This is a genomic window from Trinickia camelliae (genome assembly GCF_053525655.1).
In genome coordinates, this window is sequence record NZ_JBCHAA010000011.1 from 165,587 (window position 1) to 190,977 (window position 25,391).

The 25,391-nt window shown below is 63.9% G+C and carries 23 protein-coding genes; 9 read left to right on the forward strand and 14 right to left on the reverse strand.

Features of this window, described 5'->3' with window-relative positions; all coding sequences use genetic code 11:
* Positions 1–52 precede the first annotated feature (52 nt).
* Positions 53–265, reverse strand: a complete 213-nt coding sequence (gene rpsU, locus AAHK20_RS19370) for a 30S ribosomal protein S21 (protein WP_018439737.1) — start codon at positions 263–265, stop codon at positions 53–55.
* A gap of 70 nt (positions 266–335) precedes the next feature.
* The gene (locus tag AAHK20_RS19375) at positions 336–1,562 is read right to left on the reverse strand and encodes a BaiN/RdsA family NAD(P)/FAD-dependent oxidoreductase (protein WP_449183120.1); all 1,227 of its coding nucleotides are present in this window, start codon (positions 1,560–1,562) and stop codon (positions 336–338) included.
* Between the two features lie 137 nt (positions 1,563–1,699).
* On the opposite strand from AAHK20_RS19375, the gene tsaD reads away from it, so the two are divergent.
* Positions 1,700–2,725 carry a tRNA (adenosine(37)-N6)-threonylcarbamoyltransferase complex transferase subunit TsaD gene (gene tsaD / locus AAHK20_RS19380; RefSeq protein WP_449183121.1) on the forward strand — a complete coding sequence of 342 codons (1,026 nt, stop codon included), beginning with the start codon at positions 1,700–1,702 and terminating at the stop codon, positions 2,723–2,725.
* 157 nt (positions 2,726–2,882) lie between these two features.
* On the opposite strand, the gene folE2 is transcribed toward tsaD, so the two are convergent.
* The 4 genes from folE2 to AAHK20_RS19400 form a co-directional block, all read right to left on the reverse strand.
* A complete protein-coding gene (folE2, locus tag AAHK20_RS19385) occupies positions 2,883–3,701 on the reverse strand; it encodes a GTP cyclohydrolase FolE2 (RefSeq protein WP_449183122.1) in 819 nt (272 codons plus the stop codon).
* 154 nt (positions 3,702–3,855) lie between these two features.
* Entirely contained in the window at positions 3,856–5,766 is a 1,911-nt protein-coding gene (gene dxs / locus AAHK20_RS19390) for a 1-deoxy-D-xylulose-5-phosphate synthase (RefSeq protein ID WP_449183123.1), read from the reverse strand.
* A 100-nt stretch (positions 5,767–5,866) separates the two neighbouring features.
* Positions 5,867–6,751, reverse strand: coding sequence for a polyprenyl synthetase family protein (locus AAHK20_RS19395; RefSeq protein WP_449183124.1), 885 nt, complete (start codon positions 6,749–6,751; stop codon positions 5,867–5,869).
* Complete coding sequence (locus AAHK20_RS19400) at positions 6,748–7,044, reverse strand: exodeoxyribonuclease VII small subunit (protein WP_449183125.1); 297 nt, start codon at positions 7,042–7,044, stop codon at positions 6,748–6,750. Before AAHK20_RS19400 ends, AAHK20_RS19395 begins: the two co-directional genes overlap by 4 nt.
* A 269-nt stretch (positions 7,045–7,313) precedes the next feature.
* On the opposite strand from AAHK20_RS19400, the gene AAHK20_RS19405 reads away from it, so the two are divergent.
* Together AAHK20_RS19405 and AAHK20_RS19410 are read left to right on the forward strand one after the other, a co-directional pair.
* Positions 7,314–8,420 carry an aromatic ring-hydroxylating oxygenase subunit alpha gene (locus AAHK20_RS19405; RefSeq protein WP_449183126.1) on the forward strand — a complete coding sequence of 369 codons (1,107 nt, stop codon included), beginning with the start codon at positions 7,314–7,316 and terminating at the stop codon, positions 8,418–8,420.
* Between the two features lie 144 nt (positions 8,421–8,564).
* Positions 8,565–9,434, forward strand: coding sequence for a sulfurtransferase (locus AAHK20_RS19410; protein ID WP_449183127.1), 870 nt, complete (start codon positions 8,565–8,567; stop codon positions 9,432–9,434).
* 57 nt (positions 9,435–9,491) lie between these two features.
* Here AAHK20_RS19410 and AAHK20_RS19415 read toward each other — a convergent pair whose 3' ends face one another.
* The 3 genes from AAHK20_RS19415 to polA form a co-directional block, all read right to left on the reverse strand.
* Entirely contained in the window at positions 9,492–10,364 is an 873-nt protein-coding gene (locus AAHK20_RS19415; protein WP_449183128.1) for a dienelactone hydrolase family protein, read from the reverse strand.
* Between the two features lie 212 nt (positions 10,365–10,576).
* Positions 10,577–11,923 carry an NAD(P)/FAD-dependent oxidoreductase gene (locus AAHK20_RS19420; RefSeq protein ID WP_449183129.1) on the reverse strand — a complete coding sequence of 449 codons (1,347 nt, stop codon included), beginning with the start codon at positions 11,921–11,923 and terminating at the stop codon, positions 10,577–10,579.
* A gap of 230 nt (positions 11,924–12,153) precedes the next feature.
* Positions 12,154–14,934, reverse strand: coding sequence for a DNA polymerase I (gene polA / locus AAHK20_RS19425; protein ID WP_449183130.1), 2,781 nt, complete (start codon positions 14,932–14,934; stop codon positions 12,154–12,156).
* A gap of 1 nt (position 14,935) precedes the next feature.
* Between polA and AAHK20_RS19430 the strand changes: the two genes are divergently transcribed.
* Positions 14,936–15,679, forward strand: coding sequence for an LOG family protein (locus AAHK20_RS19430; protein WP_449183131.1), 744 nt, complete (start codon positions 14,936–14,938; stop codon positions 15,677–15,679).
* Positions 15,680–15,744: 65 nt separating this feature from the next.
* Here the strand turns inward: AAHK20_RS19430 and AAHK20_RS19435 are convergent, their stop codons facing one another.
* On the reverse strand, positions 15,745–17,277 hold the full coding sequence (locus AAHK20_RS19435) for an AMP nucleosidase (RefSeq protein WP_449183132.1): 1,533 nt from the start codon (positions 17,275–17,277) through the stop codon (positions 15,745–15,747).
* Positions 17,278–17,478: 201 nt separating this feature from the next.
* On the opposite strand from AAHK20_RS19435, the gene AAHK20_RS19440 reads away from it, so the two are divergent.
* From AAHK20_RS19440 to AAHK20_RS19450, 3 genes are all read left to right on the forward strand, one after another.
* The gene (locus AAHK20_RS19440) at positions 17,479–17,874 is read left to right on the forward strand and encodes a hypothetical protein (protein WP_449183133.1); all 396 of its coding nucleotides are present in this window, start codon (positions 17,479–17,481) and stop codon (positions 17,872–17,874) included.
* Between the two features lie 121 nt (positions 17,875–17,995).
* Complete coding sequence (locus AAHK20_RS19445; RefSeq protein WP_449183134.1) at positions 17,996–18,988, forward strand: homoserine kinase; 993 nt, start codon at positions 17,996–17,998, stop codon at positions 18,986–18,988.
* On the forward strand, positions 18,979–19,785 hold the full coding sequence (locus AAHK20_RS19450) for a BPSS1780 family membrane protein (protein ID WP_449183135.1): 807 nt from the start codon (positions 18,979–18,981) through the stop codon (positions 19,783–19,785). The genes AAHK20_RS19445 and AAHK20_RS19450 overlap by 10 nt, the downstream gene beginning before the upstream one ends.
* Before the next feature lie 113 nt (positions 19,786–19,898).
* Here the strand turns inward: AAHK20_RS19450 and AAHK20_RS19455 are convergent, their stop codons facing one another.
* Together AAHK20_RS19455 and AAHK20_RS19460 are read right to left on the reverse strand one after the other, a co-directional pair.
* Complete coding sequence (locus AAHK20_RS19455) at positions 19,899–20,075, reverse strand: DUF3563 family protein (RefSeq protein ID WP_449183136.1); 177 nt, start codon at positions 20,073–20,075, stop codon at positions 19,899–19,901.
* A 100-nt stretch (positions 20,076–20,175) separates the two neighbouring features.
* Positions 20,176–21,360 (reverse strand): extracellular catalytic domain type 1 short-chain-length polyhydroxyalkanoate depolymerase, encoded by a 1,185-nt coding sequence (locus AAHK20_RS19460; protein ID WP_449183137.1) that lies wholly within the window; start codon positions 21,358–21,360, stop codon positions 20,176–20,178.
* A 284-nt stretch (positions 21,361–21,644) separates the two neighbouring features.
* Between AAHK20_RS19460 and AAHK20_RS19465 the strand changes: the two genes are divergently transcribed.
* Complete coding sequence (locus tag AAHK20_RS19465) at positions 21,645–22,340, forward strand: phosphatase PAP2 family protein (RefSeq protein ID WP_449183138.1); 696 nt, start codon at positions 21,645–21,647, stop codon at positions 22,338–22,340.
* A gap of 40 nt (positions 22,341–22,380) precedes the next feature.
* On the opposite strand, the gene AAHK20_RS19470 is transcribed toward AAHK20_RS19465, so the two are convergent.
* Positions 22,381–23,235 carry a TOBE domain-containing protein gene (locus AAHK20_RS19470; protein ID WP_449183139.1) on the reverse strand — a complete coding sequence of 285 codons (855 nt, stop codon included), beginning with the start codon at positions 23,233–23,235 and terminating at the stop codon, positions 22,381–22,383.
* Positions 23,236–23,286: 51 nt separating this feature from the next.
* On the reverse strand, positions 23,287–25,023 hold the full coding sequence (locus tag AAHK20_RS19475) for a CHAD domain-containing protein (protein ID WP_449183140.1): 1,737 nt from the start codon (positions 25,021–25,023) through the stop codon (positions 23,287–23,289).
* Positions 25,024–25,196: 173 nt separating this feature from the next.
* Here AAHK20_RS19475 and AAHK20_RS19480 point away from each other — a divergent pair, with 173 nt between their 5' ends.
* The gene (locus AAHK20_RS19480; protein WP_449183141.1) at positions 25,197–25,355 is read left to right on the forward strand and encodes a DUF3309 family protein; all 159 of its coding nucleotides are present in this window, start codon (positions 25,197–25,199) and stop codon (positions 25,353–25,355) included.
* The last annotated feature ends 36 nt before the right edge of the window (positions 25,356–25,391 follow it).

The following is a 25,391-nucleotide window of genomic DNA, read 5'->3' on the forward strand; positions in this document are numbered from 1 at the left end:
GCGGGTTCGCCAGACGCACGCGCCGCCGGAAAACCGGCGGCGCGCAACAAAATCAGTAGAACTTCTTCGGCAGCATCTGGCTGCGCAGACGCTTGAAATGGCGCTTCACTGCGGCAGCCTTCTTGCGCTTGCGCTCAGCCGTAGGCTTTTCGTAAAACTCTCGCGCACGAAGTTCGGTCAAGAGACCGTTCTTCTCGATCGTGCGCTTGAAACGGCGCATCGCGACTTCAAAGGGCTCGTTTTCTTTTACGCGGATGATCGTCATTTTTCAATAACGGGAGCTTTCCAAAGAGAGCGGAGTATAGCAGACCTTTGGCATAAGTATACGGGCGTTGTCAAGCGCTACGGACGTAATCGGCTGCAGCCTGCCCTGCCGCGACGCCCGATGCCCACGCCCACTGGAAGTTGTAGCCGCCGAGCCAGCCCGTCACGTCGACGGCTTCGCCGATGAAATAGAGCCCCGGCACGCGCTCGCTCATCATCGTCGCCGACGACAATTCGCGCGTATCGACGCCGCCCTTCGTCACCTCGGCCTTCTTGTAGCCTTCGGTGCCGTTCGGGGTCAGCGTCCAACGCTTGAGCGCATCACCAACCCGGCGCAGCGTCTTGTCCGGCAGATCGGCGATGCGCGCCTCGACGGGAACGCCGTGGGTTTCGAGCCAGACATGCGCGAGACGCGCCGGCACCCATTCGGCCAGCAAGTTGCCGATCCGGCGCTTGGTGCCGGCCTTCGCCTCGAGCAGATCGGCGGTCGCGTCGCGCTCGGGCAGCAGGTCAACGCAAATCGGCTCGCCCGGCTTCCAATAGCTCGAAATCTGCAGCACGCCGGGCCCCGACAAGCCGCGATGCGTGAGCAGCAAATCTTCGACGAACTCACCGCCGGTCTTTTTCTGGCCCGTTGCCAAGGCGACCTCGAGCGAGACGCCGGAAAGCGGCACGAACGGCGCCCATTCGTCAGTCGAAAAGGTCAGCGGGACCAGCGCGGGACGCGTGTCGACGAGCTTGTGGCCGAATTGCTTCGCGAGGCGGTAGGCGAAATCAGTGGCGCCGATCTTCGGGATCGACAAGCCGCCCGTTGCCACGACGAGCGCGCGAGCGCCGATCGGCCCCGCGTTGGTATCGAGCGCGAAGCCGTCGGCGTCCTGATGGCGCACGGCATCGACCGCGACCGGCCGGCGCCACGCAATCCGCCCCGTGTCGCATTCGACCTTGAGCATATCGATGACCGCATCGCTCGAATGGTCGCAGAAGAGCTGCCCGCGATGCTTTTCGTGCCACGAGACGCGATGTTGCTTCAACAACGCCAGAAAATCGCGCGGTGTATAACGTGCGAGCGCCGAGCGGCAGAAATGCGGATTCGCCGACAGATAGTTGGCCGGGCCCGCTTGCAGATTCGTGAAGTTGCAGCGCCCGCCGCCGGAAATGCGGATTTTCTCGGCGAGCCGCGGCGAATGGTCGATCAGCACGACGCGCCGCCCCAATTGTCCGGCGACCGCCGCGCACATCATGCCGGCCGCGCCGGCGCCAATCACCGCTATATCGAAAGATTCCATGGCGCGCATTGTACCTGCGCCGCCTGCGGGACCCGTGGCCGCACTGGTATACTTTTAGGCTTGCCTAATAGCTCTCTTTAGCCCTTTTACGGCTGGCCCAACGCCCCTTCTCCTGGCGTTTTTCCACGCCACACGCGATACACACCATGCTTGTTCTCGGCATCGAAAGCTCCTGCGACGAAACCGGCCTCGCGCTCTACGACACCGAGCGCGGCCTGCTCGCCCACGCGCTGCACTCGCAGATCGCGATGCACCGCGAATACGGCGGCGTCGTGCCGGAGCTGGCTTCGCGCGACCATATCCGCCGCGCGCTGCCGCTGCTCGAAGAGGTGCTCGCGCGCGCCGGTGCGGCCCGCTCGGACATCGACGCGATCGCATTCACGCAAGGGCCCGGTCTCGCGGGCGCGCTGCTGGTCGGCGCGAGCGTCGCGAACGCGCTCGCCATGGCTTGGGACAAGCCCACCATCGGCATCCATCATCTCGAAGGGCACTTGCTGTCGCCGCTGCTCGTCGACGCGCCTCCGCCCTTTCCGTTCGTCGCGCTGCTCGTGTCCGGCGGGCATACGCAGCTGATGCGCGTGACCGACGTCGGGGTCTACGAAACGCTTGGCGAGACGCTCGACGATGCAGCCGGCGAAGCCTTCGACAAAACCGCGAAGCTGCTCGGGCTCGGCTATCCGGGCGGCCCCGAAGTGTCGCGGCTCGCGGAGTTCGGCACGCCGGGCGCGGTTGTGCTGCCGCGTCCGATGCTGCATTCGGGCGACCTCGATTTCAGCTTCAGCGGCTTGAAGACCGCCGTGTTGACGCACATGAAGAAGCTCGGATCGAACGTCTGCGAGCAGGCGAAAGCGGATCTTGCGCGGGGCTTCGTCGATGCGGCCGTCGACGTGCTGGCGGCCAAGTCGCTCGCCGCGCTCAAGAAGACGAAGCTCAAGCGCCTCGTCGTCGCAGGCGGTGTAGGTGCAAACCGGCAATTGCGCGAGGCGCTTTCCGCCGCGGCGCAAAAACGCGGCTTCGACGTGCACTACCCGGATCTCTCACTCTGCACGGACAACGGCGCAATGATCGCGCTCGCCGGCGCGCTGCGTCTCGCGCGCTGGCCCGAGCAGCTCAGCCGGGACTATGCGTTCACCGTGAAGCCGCGCTGGGACCTTGCTTCGCTCGCGCGGTAACCGTTCACGCTTTAGCACGCTGAATCACGCTGAAATCGTGTCCAGAACGAACAAGGGGCGCTTGAAAGCGCCCCTTCGTTTTTGCCGCACACCTTGCAATGCGACGGCCCGCAAGCATCGCCTAGCTTAGCCGCGGCTCTGGCTCCAGGCAGTCGCCTTAAACCCCATCGACCGCATCACGCTTGTCATGCTCGATGACCGCATACGCGCTGTGATTGTGGATCGACTCGAAGTTCTCGGCTTCGAGCACATACGCTACGACGCGCCCGTCCCGATTCAGACGCTGCGCCACGTCGCGCACGAGATCTTCGACGAACTTGGGATTTTCGTAAGCGCGCTCCGTCACGAACTTCTCGTCGGGACGCTTCAACAGCCCCCAGAGCTCGCACGACGCCTCTTCTTCAGCGATCCGAATCAGTTCCTCAACCGGCAGATCGCCAGCCAGCTCAGCGTTGATCGTCACGTGCGAGCGCTGATTGTGCGCGCCGTATTGCGAGATCTTCTTCGAGCACGGGCACAGGCTCGTCACCGGCACGAGCACGCGCAAGAACAGGCGCGTCATGCCGTTGCGCGTGTCGCCCGTGAGCGTCACTTCGTAATCGAGCAAACTCTTCACGCCTGACACCGGCGCGATCTTGTTCACGAAGTAAGGAAACGTCACTTCGATGCGGCCGGCCTTCGCCTCGAGCTTCTCGAGCATCGACGCGAGCATGGCGCGGAACGTCGCCGGTTCGAGCGGCGCCTTGTTTTCCTCGAGCAGCGCGACGAAGCGCGACATATGCGTGCCCTTTTGCTCGGCAGGCAGATGGACGTCGAGATTCCATGTGCCGACCGTCGGCTGGATCTCGCCGTCAGGCGTGCGAACCGTCAGCGGATGCCGCACCGCCTTGACGCCGACTCGCTGAATCGGGATCTGGCGAGTATCGACCGTGCTCTGCACATCGGGCATCACGAAGGCCGGGTTCATCTGATTCATCTTGTTCTTTCCTGTTCTGACATTCACGAACGCGCAAAAAAAGGCCGCGCGCCGGCTGGCATCCGTGATGCCAGTAACGAAACATGGGCCCGCAGGCCCATGTAGTTCAAACGGGGATACGAAGCGCCCCACGGCCGCGATAGCGGCCGCGCCCTCAGGCGACGCGCATTGCCAGCTTCGTGGCTTCGCCTTCGGCCGCAGGCTTCAGAAAGCGCTCGCGAATCGACTTCGCGATGCCCGCACCATCGAGCCCAGCCATCGAGAGCAGCTTGGCCGGATCGCCGTGGTCGATGAAGGTATCGGGAAGACCCAATTGTAGTACGGGTCGCATAACCCCATCGGCAAGGAGGGATTCGACGCAAGCCGAACCCGCGCCGCCCATGATGCAGCCTTCTTCGACCGTCACGAGCGCATCGTGGGTCTCGGCAAGCTCGCGCAGAAGCTCGGCATCGACCGGCTTGACGAAGCGCATGTTGGCGACCGTCGCATCGAGTTCCTCGGCTGCGGCGAGCGCCGGCGCGACCATCGTGCCGAACGCGAGAATCGCAATGCGGCTGCCCTTCGGCGCAGACGACTGACGGCGGACTTCGCCCTTGCCGAGCGGAATCGCAGTCATCTGCTTGACGGTCGCCACGCCCGTGCCCGCGCCGCGCGGATAGCGCACCGCAGTCGGGTTCGGCTGCTGCAACGCCGTGTACAGCATCTGGCGGCATTCGTTTTCGTCCGACGCGGCCATCACGGTCATGTTCGGAATGCAGCGCAGGAACGCGAGGTCATACGCGCCCGCGTGTGTCGCGCCGTCCGCGCCGACGAGGCCCGCGCGGTCGATCGCGAAGACCACCGGCAGGTTTTGCAGCGCGACGTCGTGAATCAGCTGGTCGTATGCACGTTGCAGGAACGTCGAATAGATCGCGACAACCGGCTTCATCCCTTCGGTGGCGAGACCGCCCGCGAACGTCACCGCATGCTGCTCTGCGATGCCCACGTCGTAGTAACGGTCCTTGAAGCGCTTCTCGAACTCGACCATGCCCGAGCCTTCGCGCATCGCGGGCGTGATGCCGACCACACGCGAATCGAGCTCGGCCGCATCGCACAGCCATTCGCCGAACACTTGCGTGTAGGTCTTCTTGGAAGGCGCCGTCGACGGCTTGATGCCCTCGACCGGATTGAACTTGCCCGGACCGTGATAGAGCACCGGATCGGCCTCGGCGAGCTTGTAGCCTTGGCCTTTCTTCGTCACGACGTGCAGGAATTGCGGGCCGCGCAATTCGCGGATGTTCTCGAGCGTCGGGATCAGCGAATCGAGATCGTGGCCATCGATCGGCCCGATGTAGTTGAAGCCGAACTCTTCGAAGAGCGTGGCCGGCACGACCATGCCCTTCGCGTGCTCTTCGAGCTTGCGGGCGAGTTCGAGCATCGGCGGCGCCACGCGCAGCACGCGCTCGACGCCGGCGCGAGCCGCTGCATAGAAGCGGCCCGACATCAGGCGCGCGAGATGGCGATTCAGCGCGCCTACCGGCGGCGAAATCGACATGTCGTTGTCGTTCAGGATCACCAGCAGCGGGACATCGTCGCAAACACCGGCGTTGTTCATCGCTTCGAACGCCATGCCGGCCGTCATCGCACCATCGCCGATCACGGCGATGGAGAAGCGGTCGTCGCCCTTGAGCTTGCTGCCGATCGCCATGCCGAGCGCAGCCGAAATCGACGTGCTCGAGTGCGCCGTGCCGAACGTGTCGTACTCGGATTCCGTGCGGCGCGGAAAGCCCGAGATGCCGCCGAACTGGCGCAGCGAGTGCATCTGGTCGCGGCGGCCCGTCAGGATCTTGTGCGGATACGTTTGGTGTCCGACGTCCCAGACGATGCGATCGTTCGGCGTATTGAACACATAGTGCAGCGCGATCGTCAGTTCGACCGTACCGAGATTGGACGACAAATGGCCGCCCGTCTGCGACACGCTGTCGAGCACGTAGGCACGCAACTCGTCAGCGAGCGGCTGCAGTTGGCGGCGATCGAGGCGGCGCAGGTCCGCTGGGTCGTCGATAGTTTTCAGCAAGTCGTACATCGTCGTTCCATTGTAGGAAAACTTACGCGCCCGCACTTTTCTCGCGCACTCCCGTCATGCTTAGTGCGCGGCGGCGGGCTTATAGCGTTAACTTCCGCGTTCAACTTACCCGGTTCACAACCAGGTCAGCCAGTTCGGCCAAGCGCTGTGCGCGTGCGCCGAACGGCACGAGCGCCTCGTGCGCCTCGCTGCGCAACTGCGCAGCCAGTGCACGGGACGCGTCGAGCCCGATGATCGACACGTAGGTCGGCTTGCCGTCCTTCGCGTCTTTGCCAGCGGTCTTGCCGAGCGTCGCGGAATCGGTCGTGACGTCGAGGATGTCGTCGACGACCTGGAACGCGAGGCCGACCGCGGCCGAATACGCGTCGAGCAAGCGCAGGGCCTCGTCGCCCGGCGCCTCGCCCGCCAGCGCGCCCATGCGCACGGCTGCACGCAAAAGCGCACCGGTTTTCATCCGATGCATCGTTTCGAGCTGCGGCCGCGTGAGCGCGAGGCCCACGCTCGCCAGATCGATCGCCTGGCCGCCGGCCATGCCGATCGAGCCGCTCGCGAGCGCCAGCTCGCGCACGAGCGCGGCTTGCGCCGCGGGCGCGAGCGCCGCGCTGTCGGTCAGCGCGACGAATGCCTGCGATTGCAGCGCGTCGCCGACGAGCAAGGCCGTCGGCTCGTCATACTTGACGTGCACCGTGGGCTTGCCGCGGCGCAGTTCGTCGTCGTCCATGCACGGCATGTCGTCGTGCACGAGCGAATAGACGTGAATCATTTCCAGTGCCGCCGACGCCGCTTCGAGCGCCTTCGCGCTGGCACCGGTCAACTCGCCGGCCGCATGGCACAGCAACGGGCGCACCCGTTTGCCGCCGCCCAGCACGGCATAGCGCATCGCTTCGTGCAGTTGGGCAGGCGCCGTATCCGGCCCCGGCAAATAGTGTTCGAGTGCCGCCTCGACGCGTCCGAGCACCGAACGCATCCATTCTTCAAATGTCATAGATCATCTCCGCTATCCGCGGGAGCTGCGTTGGAGGAAAGCGGCTTCAGCGTCTCGTTGTCGAGAACGCGGACCTGCTGCTCCACCTTTTCCAATTGTTGTTGACAGAACGCCACAAGAGCGGCGCCGCGCCGATACGCGGCAAGCGATTCCTCGAGGCTCAGCGTGCCGCCTTCCATTCGCGCGACCAGCTCCTCGAGTTCCGCCACAGCTGCTTCGTAGTTCTCCGGCGATGGCGCGCCATCGCCGCCTGGCGCGGCACGAGCGGTGTCCTGGGCTGCGGTCTTCGCCATGAGCAGAGTCGGAATTTAAAAACAAGTCGGACATTCTACGGCAAAAGAGACAAACCCGACCTGCCCGACACAATCCTCAGACCGAAGGCATCCACCATTTCCCCGACGAATTCGAGTGAAAAACTGTGAACTCCGGGGGCAATTTTGACCCAAATCAGATACTTATGCACCCCAAGGAGGGGGAAAAGGGTATAATCGCGGGCTCCCCAAATCGAATCTTATCGATGGTTGGGTTGTTCACTGCTTTCACGTCTTCATCGGGAGTGGGAATGTCCAATCTGAGCAATGCTTTGCAGCTGAAGGCTATCTCCAGTCAGCTGCCAGTCACAGCTTATTTTGACCCAGCGCTTCTTACGCGCGAAATCGAAACACTTTTCAAGCAAGGTCCTCGTTACGTCGGGCACGACTTGATGGTCCCCGAAGCGGGGAGTTATTTTGCGCTGCCGAGCGAAAGCGAAGGGCGCGTGCTCGTGCGCAACCAGCAGTCGCAAGTCGAGCTGCTGTCCAACGTGTGCCGCCACCGGCAAGCCATCATGCTCAACGGCCGCGGCCAGACGGAGAACATCGTCTGTCCGCTCCATCGCTGGACGTACGACCTGAACGGCAACCTGCTCGGCGCGCCGCACTTCGCCGACAACCCGTGCCTGAACCTCGGCGCCACGCCGTTGCAGAACTGGCAGGGCCTGCTGTTCGAAGCCCAGGGCCGCAACGTCGCGGAAGATCTCGCACGCCTCGGCACCAAGCATCACTTCGACTTCTCGGGCTTCATGTTCGATCACGTCGAAGTGCACGAGTGCAACTACAACTGGAAGACCTTCATCGAGGTCTATCTGGAGGACTACCACGTCGTGCCGTTCCATCCGGGGCTCGGCAGCTTCGTGTCGTGCGACGACCTCAAGTGGGAATTCGGCGAGTGGTACAGCGTCCAGACGGTGGGTGTACACAACCAGCTCGCGAAACCGGGCAGCCCCACGTACCGCAAGTGGCACGACGAAGTGTTGCGCTTCCGCGGCGGCGAGCCGCCTGAGTTCGGCGCGATCTGGATGGTGTACTACCCCGGTCTCATGATCGAGTGGTATCCGCACGTGCTGGTCGTCTCGTGGCTGATTCCGCGCAGCCCGACTCAGACGACGAACGTCGTCGAGTTCTACTACCCCGAGGAAATCGCGTTGTTCGAGCGCGAATTCGTCGAAGCCGAGCGTGCCGCGTACATGGAAACGGCTCGCGAAGACGACGAAATCGGCGAGCGCATGGACGCAGGACGTCGGGCGCTGATGAATCGCGGCGAATCGCAGGTCGGGCCGTACCAAAGCCCGATGGAAGACGGCATGCAGCACTTCCACGAATTCCTGCGACGCGAACTCGGGCCGATCTGAGCGCGATCCGAGCGGTTAGGCCACAGCACGCTGATAGATGAAAAGACGGGCAAGTTGGGTTTGAAACCCTTCTTGCCCGTCTTTTTGTTTAGACTAACAACAGCCTTCCAGCACGAGCCGGACGCATGTCTATCAGGAGCTGTCATGCCTCATACCCACTACACCACTCTCATTTCGGCCGCCAATCTCGCAGAACGCATCGCCAACGCACCGGGTAGCGTGCTCGTCTTCGATTGCAGCTTCAATCTCGCGGACCCCGGCGCAGGCGAGCAAGCCTATGCAGCAGGCCATATCCCCGGCGCGCACTACCTGCATCTCGATCGCGACCTGTCGGGCGCGAAGACCGGCACGAACGGACGTCACCCACTTCCGGACCGCGCCGCGCTCGTTGCGGCACTGGCCGCGCAGGGCCTCAATCAAAATCAGCAGATCGTCGCGTACGACGCGCAAAGCGGCGTTTATGCGGCGCGGCTTTGGTGGCTGCTGCGCTGGCTTGGCCACGACTCGGCAGCGGTTCTGGACGGCGGTTTGCTCGCATGGCAGGCTGCCGGGTTCGCGCTCGATACGCAGGTGCCCGCCAAGTCGGCAGGCAACTTCAAGGCGGTCGCCCCGCTCGTCGCGACCGTCGACGCCCAAGCCGTGCTGCGCAACTTGTCGGCACCCGATCGCATCGTGATCGACGCGCGCTCGCCGGATCGCTATCGCGGCGAGAACGAAACGATCGACCCTGTCGGCGGCCACATTCCGGGGGCACGGAACCGCTTCTACATGGACAACCTCACGGCGGACGGGCGCTTCAAGTCCGCCCACTCGCTGCGCGAGGACTTCAGTGCCGTGTTGAGCGGAAAGTTGCCCGAGCAGGTGATGCTGCAATGCGGGTCGGGGGTGACAGCGTGCCACAACGCGCTGGCGATGGAGATCGCCGGATTGCACGGCGCCGCGCTGTATTCGGGATCGTGGAGCGAATGGTGCGCTGACCCGTCGCGTCCTGTGGCGACGGGCGCGAATCCCTAAGCAACGAATGCGCGTTCGTACGGCAGGCGCACGCGGCGCCTGCCGTACGACATCGCGTCAGGCGACTCCGTGCTCGTTAAACCACGCTAGGGCACGGCGCCAGCTATCTTCGGCTTCAGCCTTGCGATAGCTCGGCCGATAGTCCGCAAAGAACGCGTGCCCCGCGTCGCCGTAGACGTCGAACTGCGAGCTTCGCGCCACCATCGGCCCTTGCGCGATCAACGCCTTCATTTGCTCGAGCGTGTCCTGCGGGATGCTCTTGTCCTGCTCGCCGTAGAAGCCGAATACCGGTGCATGCAGGTCCGCCACTCGATCGATCGGGTTCACCGGAGTCATCGGGCCATGCTCGCCAGCCACGCGCCCATACCAGGCGACTACCGCCTTCAAGCGCGGGTTGTGTTCCGCGAAGAGCCACGCCTGGCGACCGCCCCAGCAGTAACCGGCAACACCCAGCCGGCGCAAGTCTCCGCCGTGCCCGCCGGCCCATTGAACGGCCGCGTCGAGATCGGCCATCACCGTTGCATCGGAGACCTTGCTAACCACCTCTTTGTCCAGTTGCTGCATCGTCGGATAAGCGGTCGGGTCGCCTTCGCGCGAGTACAGGTTCGGCGCGATCGCGAGATAGCCGAGCTTGGCAAAGCGCCGGCAGATATCGGCGATATGCTCGTGCACGCCGAAAATCTCGTGGATCACGATGATCACCGGCAGATGCGTCTTGCCCGCCGGCTGCGCGCGATACGCGGGAATGAGATCGCCGCCCGAATTAAAGCCGATCTCGCCCGCTTCGAGCCCAACGCTATCGGTATGGATGGTCTGCGCGGAGACCGGCAGCACGCACGCGGCAAAGCCACTGCCGAGCGCGGCTTTGATGAACGTGCGGCGGTTGAACGGAACATGCGGGATCAGACTGTCGATTTCGGGCTTCAGCATACGGCGCTCCTTGTTTTGGCCGCTGCCTGAGCTGAACGCGATGAGCTGAGCACAACGGCGGGCGGAATTCGACCGGAACGGCAAGGGCCGCCAGATGGCGGCCCCGCCGAGACACGCAGACGTTGCTGCGTTCGATCGATTCTAGCGACGCATGGCTTCATCTACCTTGCTGCGCCCTTTGCAGGAGCCTTTCCCGCCCTTCCAGTCTTCGATCAGTGAAGCTTCACGCGCGGCAGCGTGGTGCGCCGCAGCCAATGCGCGAACGTATCGAGCATCATCCGCGGATAACCGTGCAGCGCGGCGATATGCAGCCGGTACAGCGACATGTACATAAAGCGCGCAAAGAGACCTTCGATCAGCATGTTTCCGCCGATCAGCCCGCCCATCAAATTGCCGACCGCGCTCCAATGCCCGAGCGACACGAGCGAGCCGAAGTCGCGATACGTGAACTCCGCGAGCGGCCGGCCCTCCATCCGGTTCACGAGCGATTTCAACAGGAAGCTCGCCTGCTGATGCGCCGCTTGCGCCCGCGGCGGCACGTTGCGCTCATTGCCGGGCCATTGGCATGCGGCGCAATCGCCGAGCGCGAAGATGTCGTCGTCGTTGACGGTCTGCAGCGTACGGCGCACTTCGAGCTGACCCAATCGGTTCACCGTGAGCCCGTCGAGCTTTGCCAGCACCGGCGGCGCCTTGATGCCCGCGGCCCAGACCGTCAGGTCGGCGCGCACCGTCTTGCCGCTCGCGGTCCGCACCAGGCCAGGCGCGACTTCGGCCACCGTCTCGCCGAGCATGAGCTTCACGCCGAGCTTGGTCAGCAGCTCGGCCGTCGCGCCGGAGACACGCTCCGTCAGCGCCGGAAGAATGCGCGGCCCCGCCTCGATGAGCACGATGCCCACGTCGTGCCGCGGATCGAGCTTGTGCAACCCATACGCCGACAGCACCTGCGCCGTGTTGCGCAATTCCGCAGACAATTCGACCCCCGTCGCGCCGCCGCCGACGATCGCCACCTGAATGCGCGCTTCCTTATCGGGCGACATGCCATCGCCGCTCTCGACGCGCGCATGCTCCTGATGCTCGGCGCGCATGCAGGCCGCGATCAGGCGCTTGCGGAAACGCTCGGCCTGATGGACCGTATCGAGCGCGAGCGAATATTCCGGTGCGCCTTGCACGCCAAAGAAATGCGTCGTACTGCCGATCGCGATCACGAGCGTGTCGTATTGGAGTTCGCGCTCGGGCAGCAATTCGGCGCCGTCGTCGTCGAGGACCGGCGCGAGCCTGATCTTTTTCGCCTTGCGATCGAGCCCGGCCAGTTCGCCCTGCTGAAACTCGAAACCGTGCCAGCGCGCCTGCGCCGCGTATTCGAGCTCCTGCGTGAAGGGGTCCATGCTGCCGGCCGCGACCTCGTGCAGCAAGGGCTTCCAGATATGCGTCGGATAACGGTCGACAAGCGTCACCAGTGCGGGCGCCTCGCCACTCTTCTTTTTGCCGTAGCGATCGCCAAGACGCGTCGCCAGTTCAAGTCCCCCTGCGCCTCCCCCAACGACGATGAAACGATGCATTGACACTCTCCGTGGTTGCCGTTCGGTTGTGCGAATTGTCCTCGGCCAAAAATGGACGAGCCAGATAGGCCATTGTCAGGGTGGGATCGTTTCCAGGACAAGCCGCCGCGCCGCATGTGTGTCATGCGCGCGACGCTATAGACGGTTTAGCCATTCGTCTGCGGTCGCGCCTTGAAGATGTCTTCAAGGCGCGCTCAACGGATGCGCGAACAAGAACGCTCAGTGCGCCCTCAGTGCGCTTCCTCCCAGCTCGCGCCAGCCCCGACCTCCGCGACGAGCGGCACCTTCAGCTCGGCGACGCCGCACATCAGCTCGGGCAGCCGCTTGCGAACCAGCGACAACTCCTCTTCCGGCACTTCGAGGATCAATTCGTCGTGGACCTGCATGATCATGCGCGTGCCGCCCTTCTGCTCGTCGAGCCAGTTCTGCACGGCGATCATCGACAGCTTGATGAGGTCGGCCGCGGTGCCCTGCATCGGCGCGTTGATCGCCGCGCGCTCGGCCGCCTGACGGCGCGGACCGTTGCCGCCGTTGATCTCGGGCAGCCAGAGGCGCCGCCCGAACACCGTCTCGACGTAACCCTTCTCTTTCGCGCTCGCACGCGTTTCGTCCATGTAGCGCGCAACGCCCGGATAGCGCGCGAAGTAGCGGTCGATGTAGAGCTTCGCCGCATCGCGCGTGATGCCGAGGTTCGATGCGAGTCCGAACGAGCTCATCCCATAGATCAAGCCGAAGTTGATGACCTTCGCGATGCGCCGCTGGTCGCTCGAGACCTCGAGCGGCGTCACGCTGAAAACTTCGGCTGCCGTGGCGCGGTGGATGTCCTCGCCGTTGGCGAACGCGCGCAGGAGCGACTCATCGCCGGAGATGTGCGCCATGATGCGCAGCTCGATCTGCGAGTAGTCCGCCGACACGAGCTTGCTGCCTGGCGGCGCGATGAACGCCTCGCGGATGCGGCGGCCTTCGGCCGTGCGCACCGGGATGTTCTGCAGGTTCGGATCGTTCGAGGCGAGCCGCCCCGTCACGGCGACGGCTTGCGCGTAGTTCGTATGGACGCGCCCGGTCTGCGCGTTGACCATCAGCGGAAGCTTGTCCGTGTAGGTGGACTTGAGCTTCGACAAGCCGCGGTGCTCGAGCAACAACTTCGGCAGCGGGTAGTCTTCGGCGAGCTTCTGCAGCACTTCTTCGTCGGTCGACGGCGCGCCGCTCGGCGTCTTCTTCACCACGGGCAACTGCATGCGCTCGAAGAAGATCTGCCCGATCTGCTTCGGCGAGCCCATGTTGAACTCGCCGCCCGCCAACTCATAAGCCTCCCCTTCGAGCTCGATGAGCCGCGTCGCGATTTCGCTGCTTTGCTTGCGCAGCCGCTCGGTATCGATCAGCACCCCGTTGCGCTCCATGCGCCGCAACACACGCGAAGTCGGGATCTCGATGTCGCGATAGACGCGCAGCAAGCCCGCTTCGGGTTCGATCTGCGGATAGAGCGCTTGATGGAGTTGCAGCGTGATGTCCGCGTCTTCGGCGGCGTACTCGGCCGCTTTCTCCAGCGGTACTTCATCGAAGCCGATCTGCTGCGCGCCTTTGCCCGCCACGTCTTCGTACTTGATCGTCTTGATGCCGAGGTGGCGCAGCGCGAGGCTGTCCATGTCGTGCGTGCGGTGCGATTCGAGCACGTACGATTGCAAGAGCGTGTCGTGCTCGATGCCGTTCAGCTCGATGCCATAGTTCGCGAGCACCTGCTCGTCGTACTTCAAATGCTGGCCGACTTTCTTCTTCCCGGCGTTTTCGAGCCACGGCTTGAGCTTGGCCAGCACCTCGTCGCGCGGCAACTGCTCCGGCGCATCAGGACCGCGATGCGCGAGCGGCACGTAAGCGGCGTATCCCGGCTCCACCGACAGCGACAAGCCGACGATCTGCGCGACCATCGGATCGAGCGCGGTCGTCTCTGTGTCGAAGGAGGTCAACGCGGCCGCATCGATCTTCGCGAACCACGCGTCGAACTGCTCCCAGGTCTGCACGGTGTCGTAGTGGCGCGGCGCTTCGAGCGCCAAAGCGGGTTGCGCCTCGGCGGCTTTGGCCACACCCTCCGCACCATTCGTAGCCACAACGCTCGCCTGAGCCTGTGCCTGCGCCGTCTCGGCTTCGCGCAGCCAGGTCTTGAAGCCATGGCGCAGGAAGATGTCGCGCAACTCGCCGAGCGACTCGGGACGCGTCGCAAGCGTCGCATCAATCGACTCGACGTGCTCATTCAGATCGCACGCGCGCTCGACGGTGACGAGCTTTTGCGCCATCGGCAGAAAATCGAGCGCGCGGCGCAGATTGTCCCCTACCGCACCTTTGATCTCGTCCGCATGTGCGACGATACCTTCGAGCGTCTCGTATTGCGTGAGCCATTTGACAGCGGTCTTCGGACCGCACTTGTCGACGCCCGGCACGTTGTCGACCGTATCGCCGACCAGCGAGAGGTAATCGATGATGCGCTCCGGCGGCACGCCGAACTTCGCGATGACCGCATCACGATCGAGCGTCTCGTTCGTCATCGTATTGATGAGGGTGACATGATCGCTAACCAGTTGCGCCAAGTCCTTGTCGCCGGTGGAGACGATCACGTTCATGCCGTGCGCCTCGGCTTGCGTGGCGAGCGTGCCGATCACGTCGTCTGCCTCGACGCCGTCGACCATCAAGAGCGGCCACCCCAACGCACGCACCGCGACGTGGATCGGTTCGATCTGCCGCGCGAGGTCTTCGGGCATCGACGGACGATTCGCCTTGTACTCGGGATACCAGTCGTCGCGAAACGTCTTGCCCTTGGCATCGAACACGCACGCGCTATACTCTGCCGTGACTTCCTTGCGCATGCGCCGCAACATGTTGATGATTCCATACAGCGCACCCGTCGGTCCGCCATCCGGGCCACGCAAATCAGGCATCGCATGGTAGGCCCGATACAGATAGCTCGAACCGTCGACCAATAGCAGGGTCTTACCTTTTAGGTTTCGTTCTTCAGGCATTATGAACAAGAGAAAAGTGATTCCGAGTCTGCGTTCACTCGCAGATCAAGAGCGCGCGACGGCAAAGAAGGCCCGCGCATCGTGGCAGATGTTCACGATTATGGCAGAGTTTATCGAGGCGACCGAGTACCTCTCGGAGATCCGCCCGGCCGTCAGCATCTATGGTTCAGCGCGTCTAAAACCGACCTCGCCGTACTACAAACTCGCCACCGTCATCGCCCGAAAACTGTCCGATGCCGGCTTCGCCGTGATCTCAGGCGGCGGCCCCGGCATCATGGAAGCGGCCAACAAGGGTGCGCACGCAGGCAAGGCGCCGTCGGTCGGCTTGAACATCGAGTTGCCGCACGAGCAATCGGGCAATCAATGGCAGGACATCTCACTGCGCTTCCGGCATTTCTTCACGCGCAAGGTCACGTTCGTCAAGAACTCGGATGCCGTGATCGTGATGCCCGGCGGCTTCGGCACGCTCGACGAACTCGCTGAAGTGCTCACGCTCATCCAGACGAAGAAGTCGCGCCACGTGCCGATCATTCTCGTGGGCGCGGAGTTCTGGAAGGGCTTGCTCAGCTGGTTCGAATCGGCGCTCGTGCCGATGGGTCTTATCAATCCCGAAGACATGAAGCTGATGCAGGTGATCGACGAACCCGACCAGGTGCTCGAAGCGGTGCTCGCGTTCTATGAGGACCGCGAGGAAGCTGAGCCGCACGCGGCGAAGTCGGACGAGGACCGGATGTTCTATTTGTAATCATGTGGCGCGCTCACCCTTGAGCGCGCCACACTTCTTGCCGGCCCTTACCAACTTACCAGCGCTTATTGGAACGCGACTTCCGCGAAGCTGCGCAGCTTGCGGCTGTGCAAGCGGTCGAGCCCGTTCATCCGCAGCAATTCCATCGCTTTGACGCCGATCTGCAAGTGCTGGTCGACTTGCGCGCGATAGAACTGATCGGCCATGCCGGGCAGCTTCAGTTCGCCGTGCAGCGGCTTGTCGGACACACACAGCAAGGTGCCGTACGGCACGCGGAAGCGAAAGCCGTTTGCGGCGATCGTCGCGCTTTCCATGTCGAGCGCAATCGCGCGACTTTGCGACAGCCGCTGCACCGGTTCACGATAGTCACGCAACTCCCAGTTGCGGTTATCGACGCTCGCCACCGTTCCCGTGCGCATCACGCGCTTCAACTCCGCGCCTTCGAGCAGCGTCACCTGCGCGACCGCGCGCTCCAGCGCCAACTGCACTTCCGCGAGCGCCGGAATCGGCACCCATAGCGGCAGGTCCGCGTCGAGCACGTGGTCCTCGCGCACATACCCGTGCGCCAGCACGTAGTCACCGAGACGCTGCGTATTGCGCAGCCCCGCGCAGTGACCGAGCATGACCCACGCATGCGGACGCAGCACGGCGATGTGATCGGTGATCGTCTTCGCGTTCGACGGCCCCACGCCGATGTTGACCATCGTGATGCCGCTGCCGTCCGCGCGTTTCAAGTGATACGCGGGCATTTGCGGCAGACGCGCCGGCACGGTGCCCGTCCCCTCTTCCGGCTGCTCGTCGAGATTGGCGTTGTATGTGACCACGTCGCCCGGCTCGATGAACGAGGTGTATTCGCCGCGATACGCGCGCAACTCGTCATCGTCGGTATGGGACATCAGCTCGCGGCCAAGCTTCACGAACTCGTCGATGTAGAACTGATAGTTCGTGTAGAGCACGTAGTTCTGGAAGTGCGTCGGTGAAGTGGCCGTGTAGTGCTTCAACCGGTGCAGCGAGAAGTCGACCCGCGGCGCCGTGAAGAGCGCGAGCGGATGCGGCTCGCCGGGAGGCGGCTCGTAGGTGCCGTTCACGATGCGGTCGTCGAGCTGCGCCAGGTCCGGCGTATCGAACACGTCGCGCATCATCGTGAGCTTCTCGCGACCGAGATCGCCCTCGAGGTGGATGCCTTCCGCAAACGCGAAGTGAATCGGAATCGGCTTGTCGGACACCCCGACTTCGATCAGCACATGATGGTTCTTCGCGAGCAGACGCAGCTGCTCGCGATAGTAGTTGCCGAAGAGATCCGGACGCGTCACCGTCGTCTCGAAGACGCCCGGGCCGGCAACGAAGCCGTACGAGCGGCGCGAATCGATGTTCGTGTTGACCTCGGTGCGAATGCGCACGAACGGATAGCACGCGCGCACGTGACGATCGAACGCTTCATTGCGCCGATAGCGCGCGAACGCGTCGCGCAGATAAGCCGTGTTCGATTCGTAGATGGCCGACAAGCGAGCGACGGCGTCCGCTGCATCAGTAAAGGCTTCAGTGGGAAATTCGGCGGGCAGCCCAGCGCGCCCGTTGTGCGTTAGATCGTTCTTCATCTTCATTCGCCTCGCTTAATTGAGACGACATTACCACGGAACCATCACGCCCTGACGACGCGCCGTGCGCCAGCGCACCCGCGCCGCGCAAGGCCGCGAGCGCGAGCAGCGGAGCGCGCAAAAGCGCAAAATAACTGAATGGTCCACGCCGGGGACGGATACGTATTTGCTAGAATTCGCACACTCTCTTGGAGAATCACCATGAAGCCGTACCTTCCTGTCGCCGTAGCCGCGATGCTTGCCTTCGGCGGAGTCGCCATGGCGGCTCAGCCTACCGACGACGCGCAAGCCCACGCGCAGGCGCACGCCGCCAACGAAGCGGCGGGCCTGCCCGATTTGGACGCGATCAATCGCCCGGCAGCGCAAGTCTCGTCGAAAGTCGACATCAATGTGCCGCGCACGCCGAGCTACTACGAGAAGACCCCGAACGGCACCGAAATCACCGAATACCGCGATAAAGGCAAGCCCGTCGAAATCGACGTGCGATCCAACTTCGGCACCCACTATCAAATGAGCGCACCGGCCGATACGTCGCCGCAGGTGCGCGACAACGGGCAGCCCAGCACACGCCTGCCCTCGATCAACCTGCACTATTGATGCAAGGCGCGTGCCGCCTCGTCAAAGGCGGCACCACGGCTGGCTCTGACCGAAGCCGGCAACACACTCCCGCACTGGCCGCGAATGCCGGTCCGACCAACCTGACTCCGAAGTTTCCTGCATGGCCGTATTCACCCCTGTCACCGAACAAGAACTCGCGCAATGGATGCGCCATTACGATCTCGGCGATGTCGTCGATTTTCGTGGCATTGCGTCCGGCATCGAAAACAGCAATTTTTTTCTGACGACGACGCGCGGCGAATACGTTCTCACGATCTTCGAAAAGCTGACGGCCGCGCAACTGCCGTTCTATCTGGACCTGATGCGCCACCTCGCGTCGCATCGCGTGCCGGTGCCCGACCCGATTCCGCGCGACGACGGCGCCCTCTTCGGCATGCTGCACGGCAAGCCCACCGCGATCGTGACCAAGCTCGAAGGCGCGGCGCAGCTCGCGCCGACTAGCGAGCACTGCGCCGAAGTCGGCCATATGCTCGCGCGTATGCACCTCGCCGGACGCGATTTCCCGCATCATCAGCCGAACCTGCGCAGCCTGCCGTGGTGGCGGGAGACGGTGCCGTCCGTGCTGGCGTTCTTGAGCGAGGCCGAGCGCGACTTGCTGTCGAGCGAGCTTGCGCATCAGCAGGCGTTTTTCGGCTCGCGCGATTACGCGGCACTGCCCGAAGGTCCGTGCCACTGCGACCTGTTCCGCGACAACGTGCTGTTCGCGCATGCCGACCCGGCCACTGGCCACGAAGTGCGTCTCGGCGGTTTCTTCGATTTCTACTTCGCGGGCTGCGACAAGTGGCTGTTCGATGTCGCGGTCACGGTCAACGACTGGTGCGTCGACCTCGCAACCGGTCGCCTCGATACCGCGCGTGTCGAAGCGCTACTGCGTGCCTACCAGACCGTGCGTCCGTTCACCCAGGAGGAGCGCCGCCACTGGAGTGACATGCTGCGCGCCGGCGCGTATCGGTTCTGGGTTTCGCGCCTGTATGATTTCCATATGCCGCGTGCCGCCGAAATGCTCAAGCCGCACGACCCCACCCATTTCGAGCGCATCTTGCGTGAACGCCTGAACGGCAGCGCGCTCCCCGGCGTCCCAACATGCAACTGATCGAAGTCCCCGCAAAGACCGGCTATGTGTGGTTCCGGCAAGGCATCTGGCTGTTCCGCAGAAACCCGCTGGCGTTCCTGACGCTCTTCTTCACCTATCTCGTCGCGATGACGCTCGTCTCGCGGATTCCGGTCGTCGGCACGGTGCTGCCGCTCGCGTTCATTCCCGGCGTCGCGGTGGGCTTCATGGCCGCGTGTCGCGACACGGTCGCCGGCAAGCCTGTGTTTCCGACGATTCTCATCGACGGGTTCCGCTCGTATGGTGGTGTCGTCGCGCAACGGCTGGCCGTGCTCGGCGCGTTGTACGTCGTGGCGATGGCGCTCGTATTCGCTGGCTCCGCGCTCGCGGACGGCGGCGTGCTGTTCAAACTGATGATGGGCAATGCCGAAGTCGCACAGGCAGAGTTTGCCAACAGCGCGATTCCGCTCGCTGTGCTGGTTGCGCTGGGGTGCTATGTGCCCGTCTCGATGCTGTTCTGGTTCGCGCCGGTTCTAGCGGCATGGCACGACGTGCCGCCCGCGAAAGCGATGTTCTTCAGCGTCGTGAGCTGCTGGCGCAATCGCGGCGCGTTCATCGTCTATGCGGCGCTGTGGTTCGCTTCGGCCATCACGGTGTCGCTCGGACTGTCGGCGTTGCTTCAGGCAGTCGGCGCGGCCGACTACGCACTCGCCGTGTTGATGCCCGCATCGGTCATCCTGACCACGATGCTCTACTGCTCGTTCTACGCGACCTATCGCGGCTGCTTCGGCGTGCAAACGCCCGAAAAGCCGGAGGCGCCCAACACGCCGGCTCCCTGATTGACGCGGCCGAACGATCAAAAAGGTCTTGGCCTCGCGTCGAAACGAAATGCAAAATGCCGGCCCACGGGCCGGCATTTTGATGTGCTTCGTCCGACGCTAGCCGGCGCAGCTTAGCGCTGCACCATCCACGAGGGATACGCAACCGACGCTTCGCGGTCGATCTTGCGCATGCGGAATTCGAGATCGTACAGATCGGTGGCTTCGGCCAGATACGCGTCGTTGTGCTCTTTCACGCGTTGCTCGGTGGACTTCGTCAGGAACAAGAACAGGCGGCTCAGCAGATACATGGTGGACTCCAGAATTTGACTAAGCGTTAATGCCTAGGGGATAACCCGCATTATAGGGATTACCCTAGTTGAATGCTAGTCTCAAATTTAGAGCTGTTGCTCAACTGACACGGCCTGCTTCGATTGAGCTCAGACCCGCTGCGGCGGGGCTTGCGGTGGCCCGTTCGGCTTGCGGACGGCGCTGCTTTTGAAAAAAGTCCCAGATCAGCGCGCTCGCGTCCGGTCCCTTTGAAGAATGGAACGGTACGGCGTCGTCGCCGCCAGACCATTCATGGCCGAGTCCCGCGACGCGGCACAGCGTCACCACGCGCCGGCCGCCCTTCTTTACATAGTCGCGCGTGAGCACCCCGTCTTTGCGTTTTTCGCGAACGTCCCCGGCCACGCTGGCGCCCTCGGCATCGACGAGCCCATTGAGCCGCGCGAACTCCACCGCGAGTTGATCGGCGTTTTTCGGCGCGACGACCCGGTCCGCGTCGCCATGAATAACGATGGCCGGCATCCCCGGGTACGCGGCGACATCGGTCGCCTGGTCGACGAGCGCAACCGGATCGTGATGGCTGCCGCGCCGCATGACGTCCATGGCGGCGATACCAGAGTGGGCATCGCCAAACACCGGCCCGGAATGCAGCGCGACAGCGGCAATCCGTTCGGGATAGTGGAGCGCGAGCAGCGACGTCAGACCCGCTCCCGCCGACAGCCCCGCGACATAGACGCTTTCGGCGTCGAATCCGTGCTCATCGACAAGCGCATCGACGAGCGACGCCACCGCCCTCGCCTCGCCGAGGCCCGCGTTCTCGCGGTCGTCGTACCAGTGCCAGCAGCGGTGCGCGTGACTATGCTTCGACTGCTCCGGATAGACGACCGCAAAGCCGAACTTGTCGGCGAGCAGATTCATCCGCGTGCCTTCGGCGAACTCGTCGATAGTCTGCTTGCAGCCGTGGAGCATCACGACCAGCGGCATCGATTCTGCCTTAGCAGCGCCGGCCGGAAGATAGAGCCCGTAAGACAAGTGATTGACGAGCCGTCCGGGCGCGGGCGGCGCCGAGTGGAACGAGCGCGTCCAGCTGCCGCCGGCCCAGGCCGCCGCTCGCGGACGCACGCGCGATTCGCGCGCCGGCGGCACGGCCGCAACGGCCGCGCTCTTGCGGGCTTTTTTGTCGGGCTTCCCAACGGGACGTTTCGCCTTGAGTCCCGTACGTTTGGCGCGCTTTTGCGCGTGTTCCGCTTGAATCGCCAGGAGGCGCTTCAAGCCGCCCAGCCAGATTTTCGTCAGACTTTTGGTCATCGAGTCGGCTCGCTAAAAATAGGGGCAGTTCCAATCGAGCGAACTACAAGGATGGTGCAATGCACCATAACACTATTTTTGGGAGACTGCCGATCGCTTTGGCGGCTCGTTGCCACGCTGCCGGCCCAAGCCTGGTGGGGCGCATCACAGATGCGTTCCGGCAACCCGGCCGTCCTCGCTATACTTCTATTTGCGCGATGCTATTCGTTGTAGTCGCTTTGATCGCGTGGCGCGTTAAGAATTTATCCCTTCGACTGGCCGTGCGCTGTGCGCCCCCTGGTTTCATGCCTGACTTGCCCACTCACCTCTGGCTTTCGATCACGCGTCTTGGCGGCGCGGGTCTGACGCTGCCCCTCGCAATCGCGATCGCGCTCTGGCTTGCGCTCGGCTATACGTGGCGGCTCGCGGCCGCGTGGCTTGGGCTCTTGGGTGTGGCGATCGGGGTCGTCGCGTTGACCAAAATTGCGTTTCTGGGCTGGGGCGTCGGCGTGCGCGAGCTCGATTTCACCGGCGTGAGCGGCCACGCGATGCTCTCGACCGCCGTCTATCCCGTCGCGCTCTTTCTGATGCTGCTGCCCACTCGGCGGCCGGTTCGCCTCGCTGGCGTCGTAATCGGTCTCGCGGCGGGGGTTGCGGTCGGGCTCTCGCGCGTCGTGCTCGACGCGCACTCGCCGTCGGAAGCGGTGGCGGGCTGCGCGGTTGGTGCGTTGGCCGCCGTGGTGTTCGTCTGGTGGTCGTGGGATGCGAAGCCGGGGCATCTGCATGCGGTGCCGGTCGCGTTGAGCCTTCTGATGCTGACGGTGGCGCTGCACGATGTGCGGGTGCCAACCCAGCGCTGGATCACCCACATCGCGCTTCATTTATCGGGCCATGAGCGCCCGTTCATCCGGGCCCGCTGGAAAGCCGGACGCGACAATCCGCGCCCGGCCGCGATCGAGCAGAATACGCGGCCGATCGCGCACCCCCCTTCCGATGCCTGACGCCGTCGACGCTTAGCCGCTCACTTAGCCAGCCGCTCGCCTAGCCGTTCACGCCCAAAATCACGCTGGACGCCTTGAACGCGGCCACCGCCTTTCCGCCGGCGGCAAGCGCGAGCGTGTCGACGCTTTCGTTCGTGATGATCGCGGTCACCACCGTGCCGCCGCCGAGTTCCAGCGAGACCTCGGAATTGACCGCGCCGCGCGTGACCTTCGAGACCGTGCCGCTCAGCTGATTGCGCGCGGAGATCTTGATCGGCGCGCCACCCGTATCGTCGACCAGGATCAGCACCGACGACGCCTTGATCAGCGCAAACGCCGTCCCGCCTTGGACGAGCCCGAGCGACTCGGTGCTCTCGTGCGTGACGACCGCCACGATGATCTGGCCGCCCGGCAAGCCGAGCGAGATTTCGTCGTTGACGGCGCCGTGCTTGATCGACGTGATCGTGCCGGACAGTTGATTGCGTGCGCTCATTTTCATGCCGATTCTCCCAATCAGATCCCAGTCGCCGGCAAAACCATCGATTGCCGCGCTGGCGCGTTCAATAAACTTGCGATGCTCGCGCTCGACCACGCGAAACGTCTCGATCAGCCGGATCGCGCGCGGCGTCAGCTTGGTGCCGCCACCACCCTTGCCGCCTGCCGCGCGAGTGACGAGCTGTTCGCCGGCGAGATTGTTCATGGTATCGATGGCGTCCCAGGCGGCCTTGTAGCTCATCTCGACGGCTTTCGCGGCGCCGGTGATCGAGCCGGTTGCGCCGATCGCCTCGAGGAGGGCAATGCGCGCCGCCCCGCCAAGCGTTTCATGACCCGCGCGCAGCCAGACGGAGCCGCCGAGTTCCAGCGCTTCGCCGCTCGATTCGGACGACGGCGATGACGAGGTAGAGGGATGGGTCATGAGGAGTTTAAAGAGATCGAGTGATCAATCGGTTAAATATAGCCGCAATCGCTACGCACCGCGCTTGATGCGCGGCTCATCGAGCATGCGCAGCAAACGCTCGCCCTCCTGAGCCGCGCAGTGATTGACCGCCTGGCTCCATCCGCGCGCGAAGCCTTGCTGATACGGCGTGATGTCGAGCTGCTCGAGAAAGCCCAACGCGACCACGGCGTCGTTGCCGTCGCCGAGCACGCTCTGAATCCGCTGCAACGTCCGGGCGACATCGCGGCGCGTGCGCCCCGACGCGATCGATTCGAAGAACTCCAGCATGTAGCGCAGACGCTTCGCCTCGATGCGATGGCGATGGCGCGCTGCGGCATCGAGCTCCGAGAGCTTCGACGTATCGGTCAGCCGCTTGAAATGCTTGCGCACGCGCTTGGCCACGAACTCGCGCAACGTGAAATCACCGGCCGCTTCCGGCGCGCGGCGCATGGGCAATTCGGCGAGCCATGCGAGCCACGCCAGCGACAGTTGCGCGTACCGGCGCGATCGCATCGCCGCCTGCAGGCGCGCGCGTGCTTCGAACCGTCGCGCATCGGCCTCGGCCAGCACCGCGGACCACGTGGACGCGTCGACATCGGCGGCCGCCAGCGCGGGCAGCGTCGAATCGGTGAACACATCGAGATCGCGAGCCTCGCCGAGCCGTTCGCCGAGCCAGCGCAACTCGGGCTCGACGCGGGTCGTCCAGTCCTCATCGGCCCAGCTCGAGAAGATCCTGAGCGCGGTCCGCAGACGCCGCTGCGCAATGCGCATCTGATGCACGAACTCGATGGTCGCGGTTTCGCGCACGCCGCGTTCGTTGCCGAACCATTGCTGCGCCACGTTGGCGCCGATGGCGATCAGCGCGGCATGCGGCGTTTGGATGTCAATGAGATCGACCGGTATCGCGCGCGCTGGCTCTTCATCGGCTGGATCGTGAGGCGGGCGTTCGAGAAAGCCGTGCAAGACCGGGAACACGGGCAGCCCGGCGACGAGTGCGTGCGCCGCCGCGTAAAGCGTCCGGAGCGCGCGTGTCAGCGAGTCCGGCTGGTCGTCTTTGAGATCCGGTTGCTCGTCTTGCGGGTCCGGCTGTTCGCTCTCGGGGGCTGGCGGCTCGTCTTCGGGGGGAGTCTCCGCTTCGCCGTCGTCGCACTGCGTCGACACCAGCAGCTCGCAAAAGCGCGGTTGCGCTTGCGGCATCGCGTTCGGGGGCGTGTCCGACGCGTCGTTCATGACGACGTCGACTGGGTGGCCGTCATGGGGTGTCCAGCGCCAGACCGTGCGCTGCAATTCAAGCACCGACTCCAACGACGCGAGCGCGCCTGCCGCGTCCAGCGCCTGCCGCAGTTCGGATGGCAAGTCGCGCACCTGCTCGGCGAGCGAGACGCCGGATTCGAGTCGCGCGTCGTAGACGATCTCGCGAACCGTCACGGCCGGCGAATGGGCCTCGCGGCGCGAAACGACGAGCCGCCGCCCCTCGCCCGACGCCTCCACCAACGCGCGCCATCCGGCCTCGGCCAGCTTGCGACTCAGCGCCAGCGGATAGATCGTCAGCGGCGTGCGGGCGGAAACCAGCGACAACTGCGGAGAAAACTCGACGACATGATTCAGCGCTTCGGCGATCGCCTCGCCGATCCCGCCTGCACTCGCATTTCGCTTCGCCCGCGCCGAGGCGGTTTTCCTTGCAGCCGGTTCCTCGACGCTCTGCTGCATCCACTCGCGCGCGACCAGCGCGGGCGCATCCAGCGACATTTCGACGACACGAGACATGTACGCTCCCCCGAGCATTTCGAGTCGATGCCGCCCACGCCCATCGATGCAAAAACCCGAAAAAAGGGGCGGACAGCGTTACCTCATGTTACACGGCGCGCCATGCCAAACAAGACCGGAGGCACACCGCTTGCGACGAAAGAGATGCAAAAGAGACAACAAGGAGAGCCCAAATGTCCATCGGAACCCTCTTGCTGATCATATTGATCTTGATGCTCATCGGCGCGTTCCCGACCTGGCCACATAGCCGCGCCTGGGGCTACTACCCTTCCGGCATCGTCGGGATCGTCGTGGTGGTCGTGATCGTGCTGCTGCTGTTCGGCGCGGTATGACGGGGGAGCGCACACCGCGCCGCAATTGCGGACGCG

Excerpts from the sequence above, each read along its gene's own strand:
- AAHK20_RS19430 (WP_449183131.1), top strand. The coding sequence starts at position 14,936 with ATGAACAAGAGAAAAGTGATTCCGAGTCTGCGTTCACTCGCAGATCAA.
- AAHK20_RS19455 (WP_449183136.1), bottom strand. The coding sequence starts at position 20,075 with ATGTATCTGCTGAGCCGCCTGTTCTTGTTCCTGACGAAGTCCACCGAG.
- AAHK20_RS19415 (WP_449183128.1), bottom strand. The coding sequence starts at position 10,364 with ATGCTGAAGCCCGAAATCGACAGTCTGATCCCGCATGTTCCGTTCAAC.
- AAHK20_RS19475 (WP_449183140.1), bottom strand. The coding sequence starts at position 25,023 with ATGTCTCGTGTCGTCGAAATGTCGCTGGATGCGCCCGCGCTGGTCGCG.
- AAHK20_RS19410 (WP_449183127.1), top strand. The coding sequence starts at position 8,565 with ATGCCTCATACCCACTACACCACTCTCATTTCGGCCGCCAATCTCGCA.
- AAHK20_RS19450 (WP_449183135.1), top strand. The coding sequence starts at position 18,979 with ATGCAACTGATCGAAGTCCCCGCAAAGACCGGCTATGTGTGGTTCCGG.
- folE2 (WP_449183122.1), bottom strand. The coding sequence starts at position 3,701 with ATGAATCAGATGAACCCGGCCTTCGTGATGCCCGATGTGCAGAGCACG.
- AAHK20_RS19460 (WP_449183137.1), bottom strand. The coding sequence starts at position 21,360 with ATGACCAAAAGTCTGACGAAAATCTGGCTGGGCGGCTTGAAGCGCCTC.
- AAHK20_RS19435 (WP_449183132.1), bottom strand. The coding sequence starts at position 17,277 with ATGAAGAACGATCTAACGCACAACGGGCGCGCTGGGCTGCCCGCCGAA.
- AAHK20_RS19465 (WP_449183138.1), top strand. The coding sequence starts at position 21,645 with ATGCCTGACTTGCCCACTCACCTCTGGCTTTCGATCACGCGTCTTGGC.
- AAHK20_RS19405 (WP_449183126.1), top strand. The coding sequence starts at position 7,314 with ATGTCCAATCTGAGCAATGCTTTGCAGCTGAAGGCTATCTCCAGTCAG.
- AAHK20_RS19445 (WP_449183134.1), top strand. The coding sequence starts at position 17,996 with ATGGCCGTATTCACCCCTGTCACCGAACAAGAACTCGCGCAATGGATG.
- AAHK20_RS19440 (WP_449183133.1), top strand. The coding sequence starts at position 17,479 with ATGAAGCCGTACCTTCCTGTCGCCGTAGCCGCGATGCTTGCCTTCGGC.
- AAHK20_RS19395 (WP_449183124.1), bottom strand. The coding sequence starts at position 6,751 with ATGACATTTGAAGAATGGATGCGTTCGGTGCTCGGACGCGTCGAGGCG.
- AAHK20_RS19470 (WP_449183139.1), bottom strand. The coding sequence starts at position 23,235 with ATGACCCATCCCTCTACCTCGTCATCGCCGTCGTCCGAATCGAGCGGC.
- rpsU (WP_018439737.1), bottom strand. The coding sequence starts at position 265 with ATGACGATCATCCGCGTAAAAGAAAACGAGCCCTTTGAAGTCGCGATG.
- polA (WP_449183130.1), bottom strand. The coding sequence starts at position 14,934 with ATGCCTGAAGAACGAAACCTAAAAGGTAAGACCCTGCTATTGGTCGAC.
- AAHK20_RS19375 (WP_449183120.1), bottom strand. The coding sequence starts at position 1,562 with ATGCGCGCCATGGAATCTTTCGATATAGCGGTGATTGGCGCCGGCGCG.
- tsaD (WP_449183121.1), top strand. The coding sequence starts at position 1,700 with ATGCTTGTTCTCGGCATCGAAAGCTCCTGCGACGAAACCGGCCTCGCG.
- AAHK20_RS19400 (WP_449183125.1), bottom strand. The coding sequence starts at position 7,044 with ATGGCGAAGACCGCAGCCCAGGACACCGCTCGTGCCGCGCCAGGCGGC.
- AAHK20_RS19420 (WP_449183129.1), bottom strand. The coding sequence starts at position 11,923 with ATGCATCGTTTCATCGTCGTTGGGGGAGGCGCAGGGGGACTTGAACTG.
- dxs (WP_449183123.1), bottom strand. The coding sequence starts at position 5,766 with ATGTACGACTTGCTGAAAACTATCGACGACCCAGCGGACCTGCGCCGC.
- AAHK20_RS19480 (WP_449183141.1), top strand. The coding sequence starts at position 25,197 with ATGTCCATCGGAACCCTCTTGCTGATCATATTGATCTTGATGCTCATC.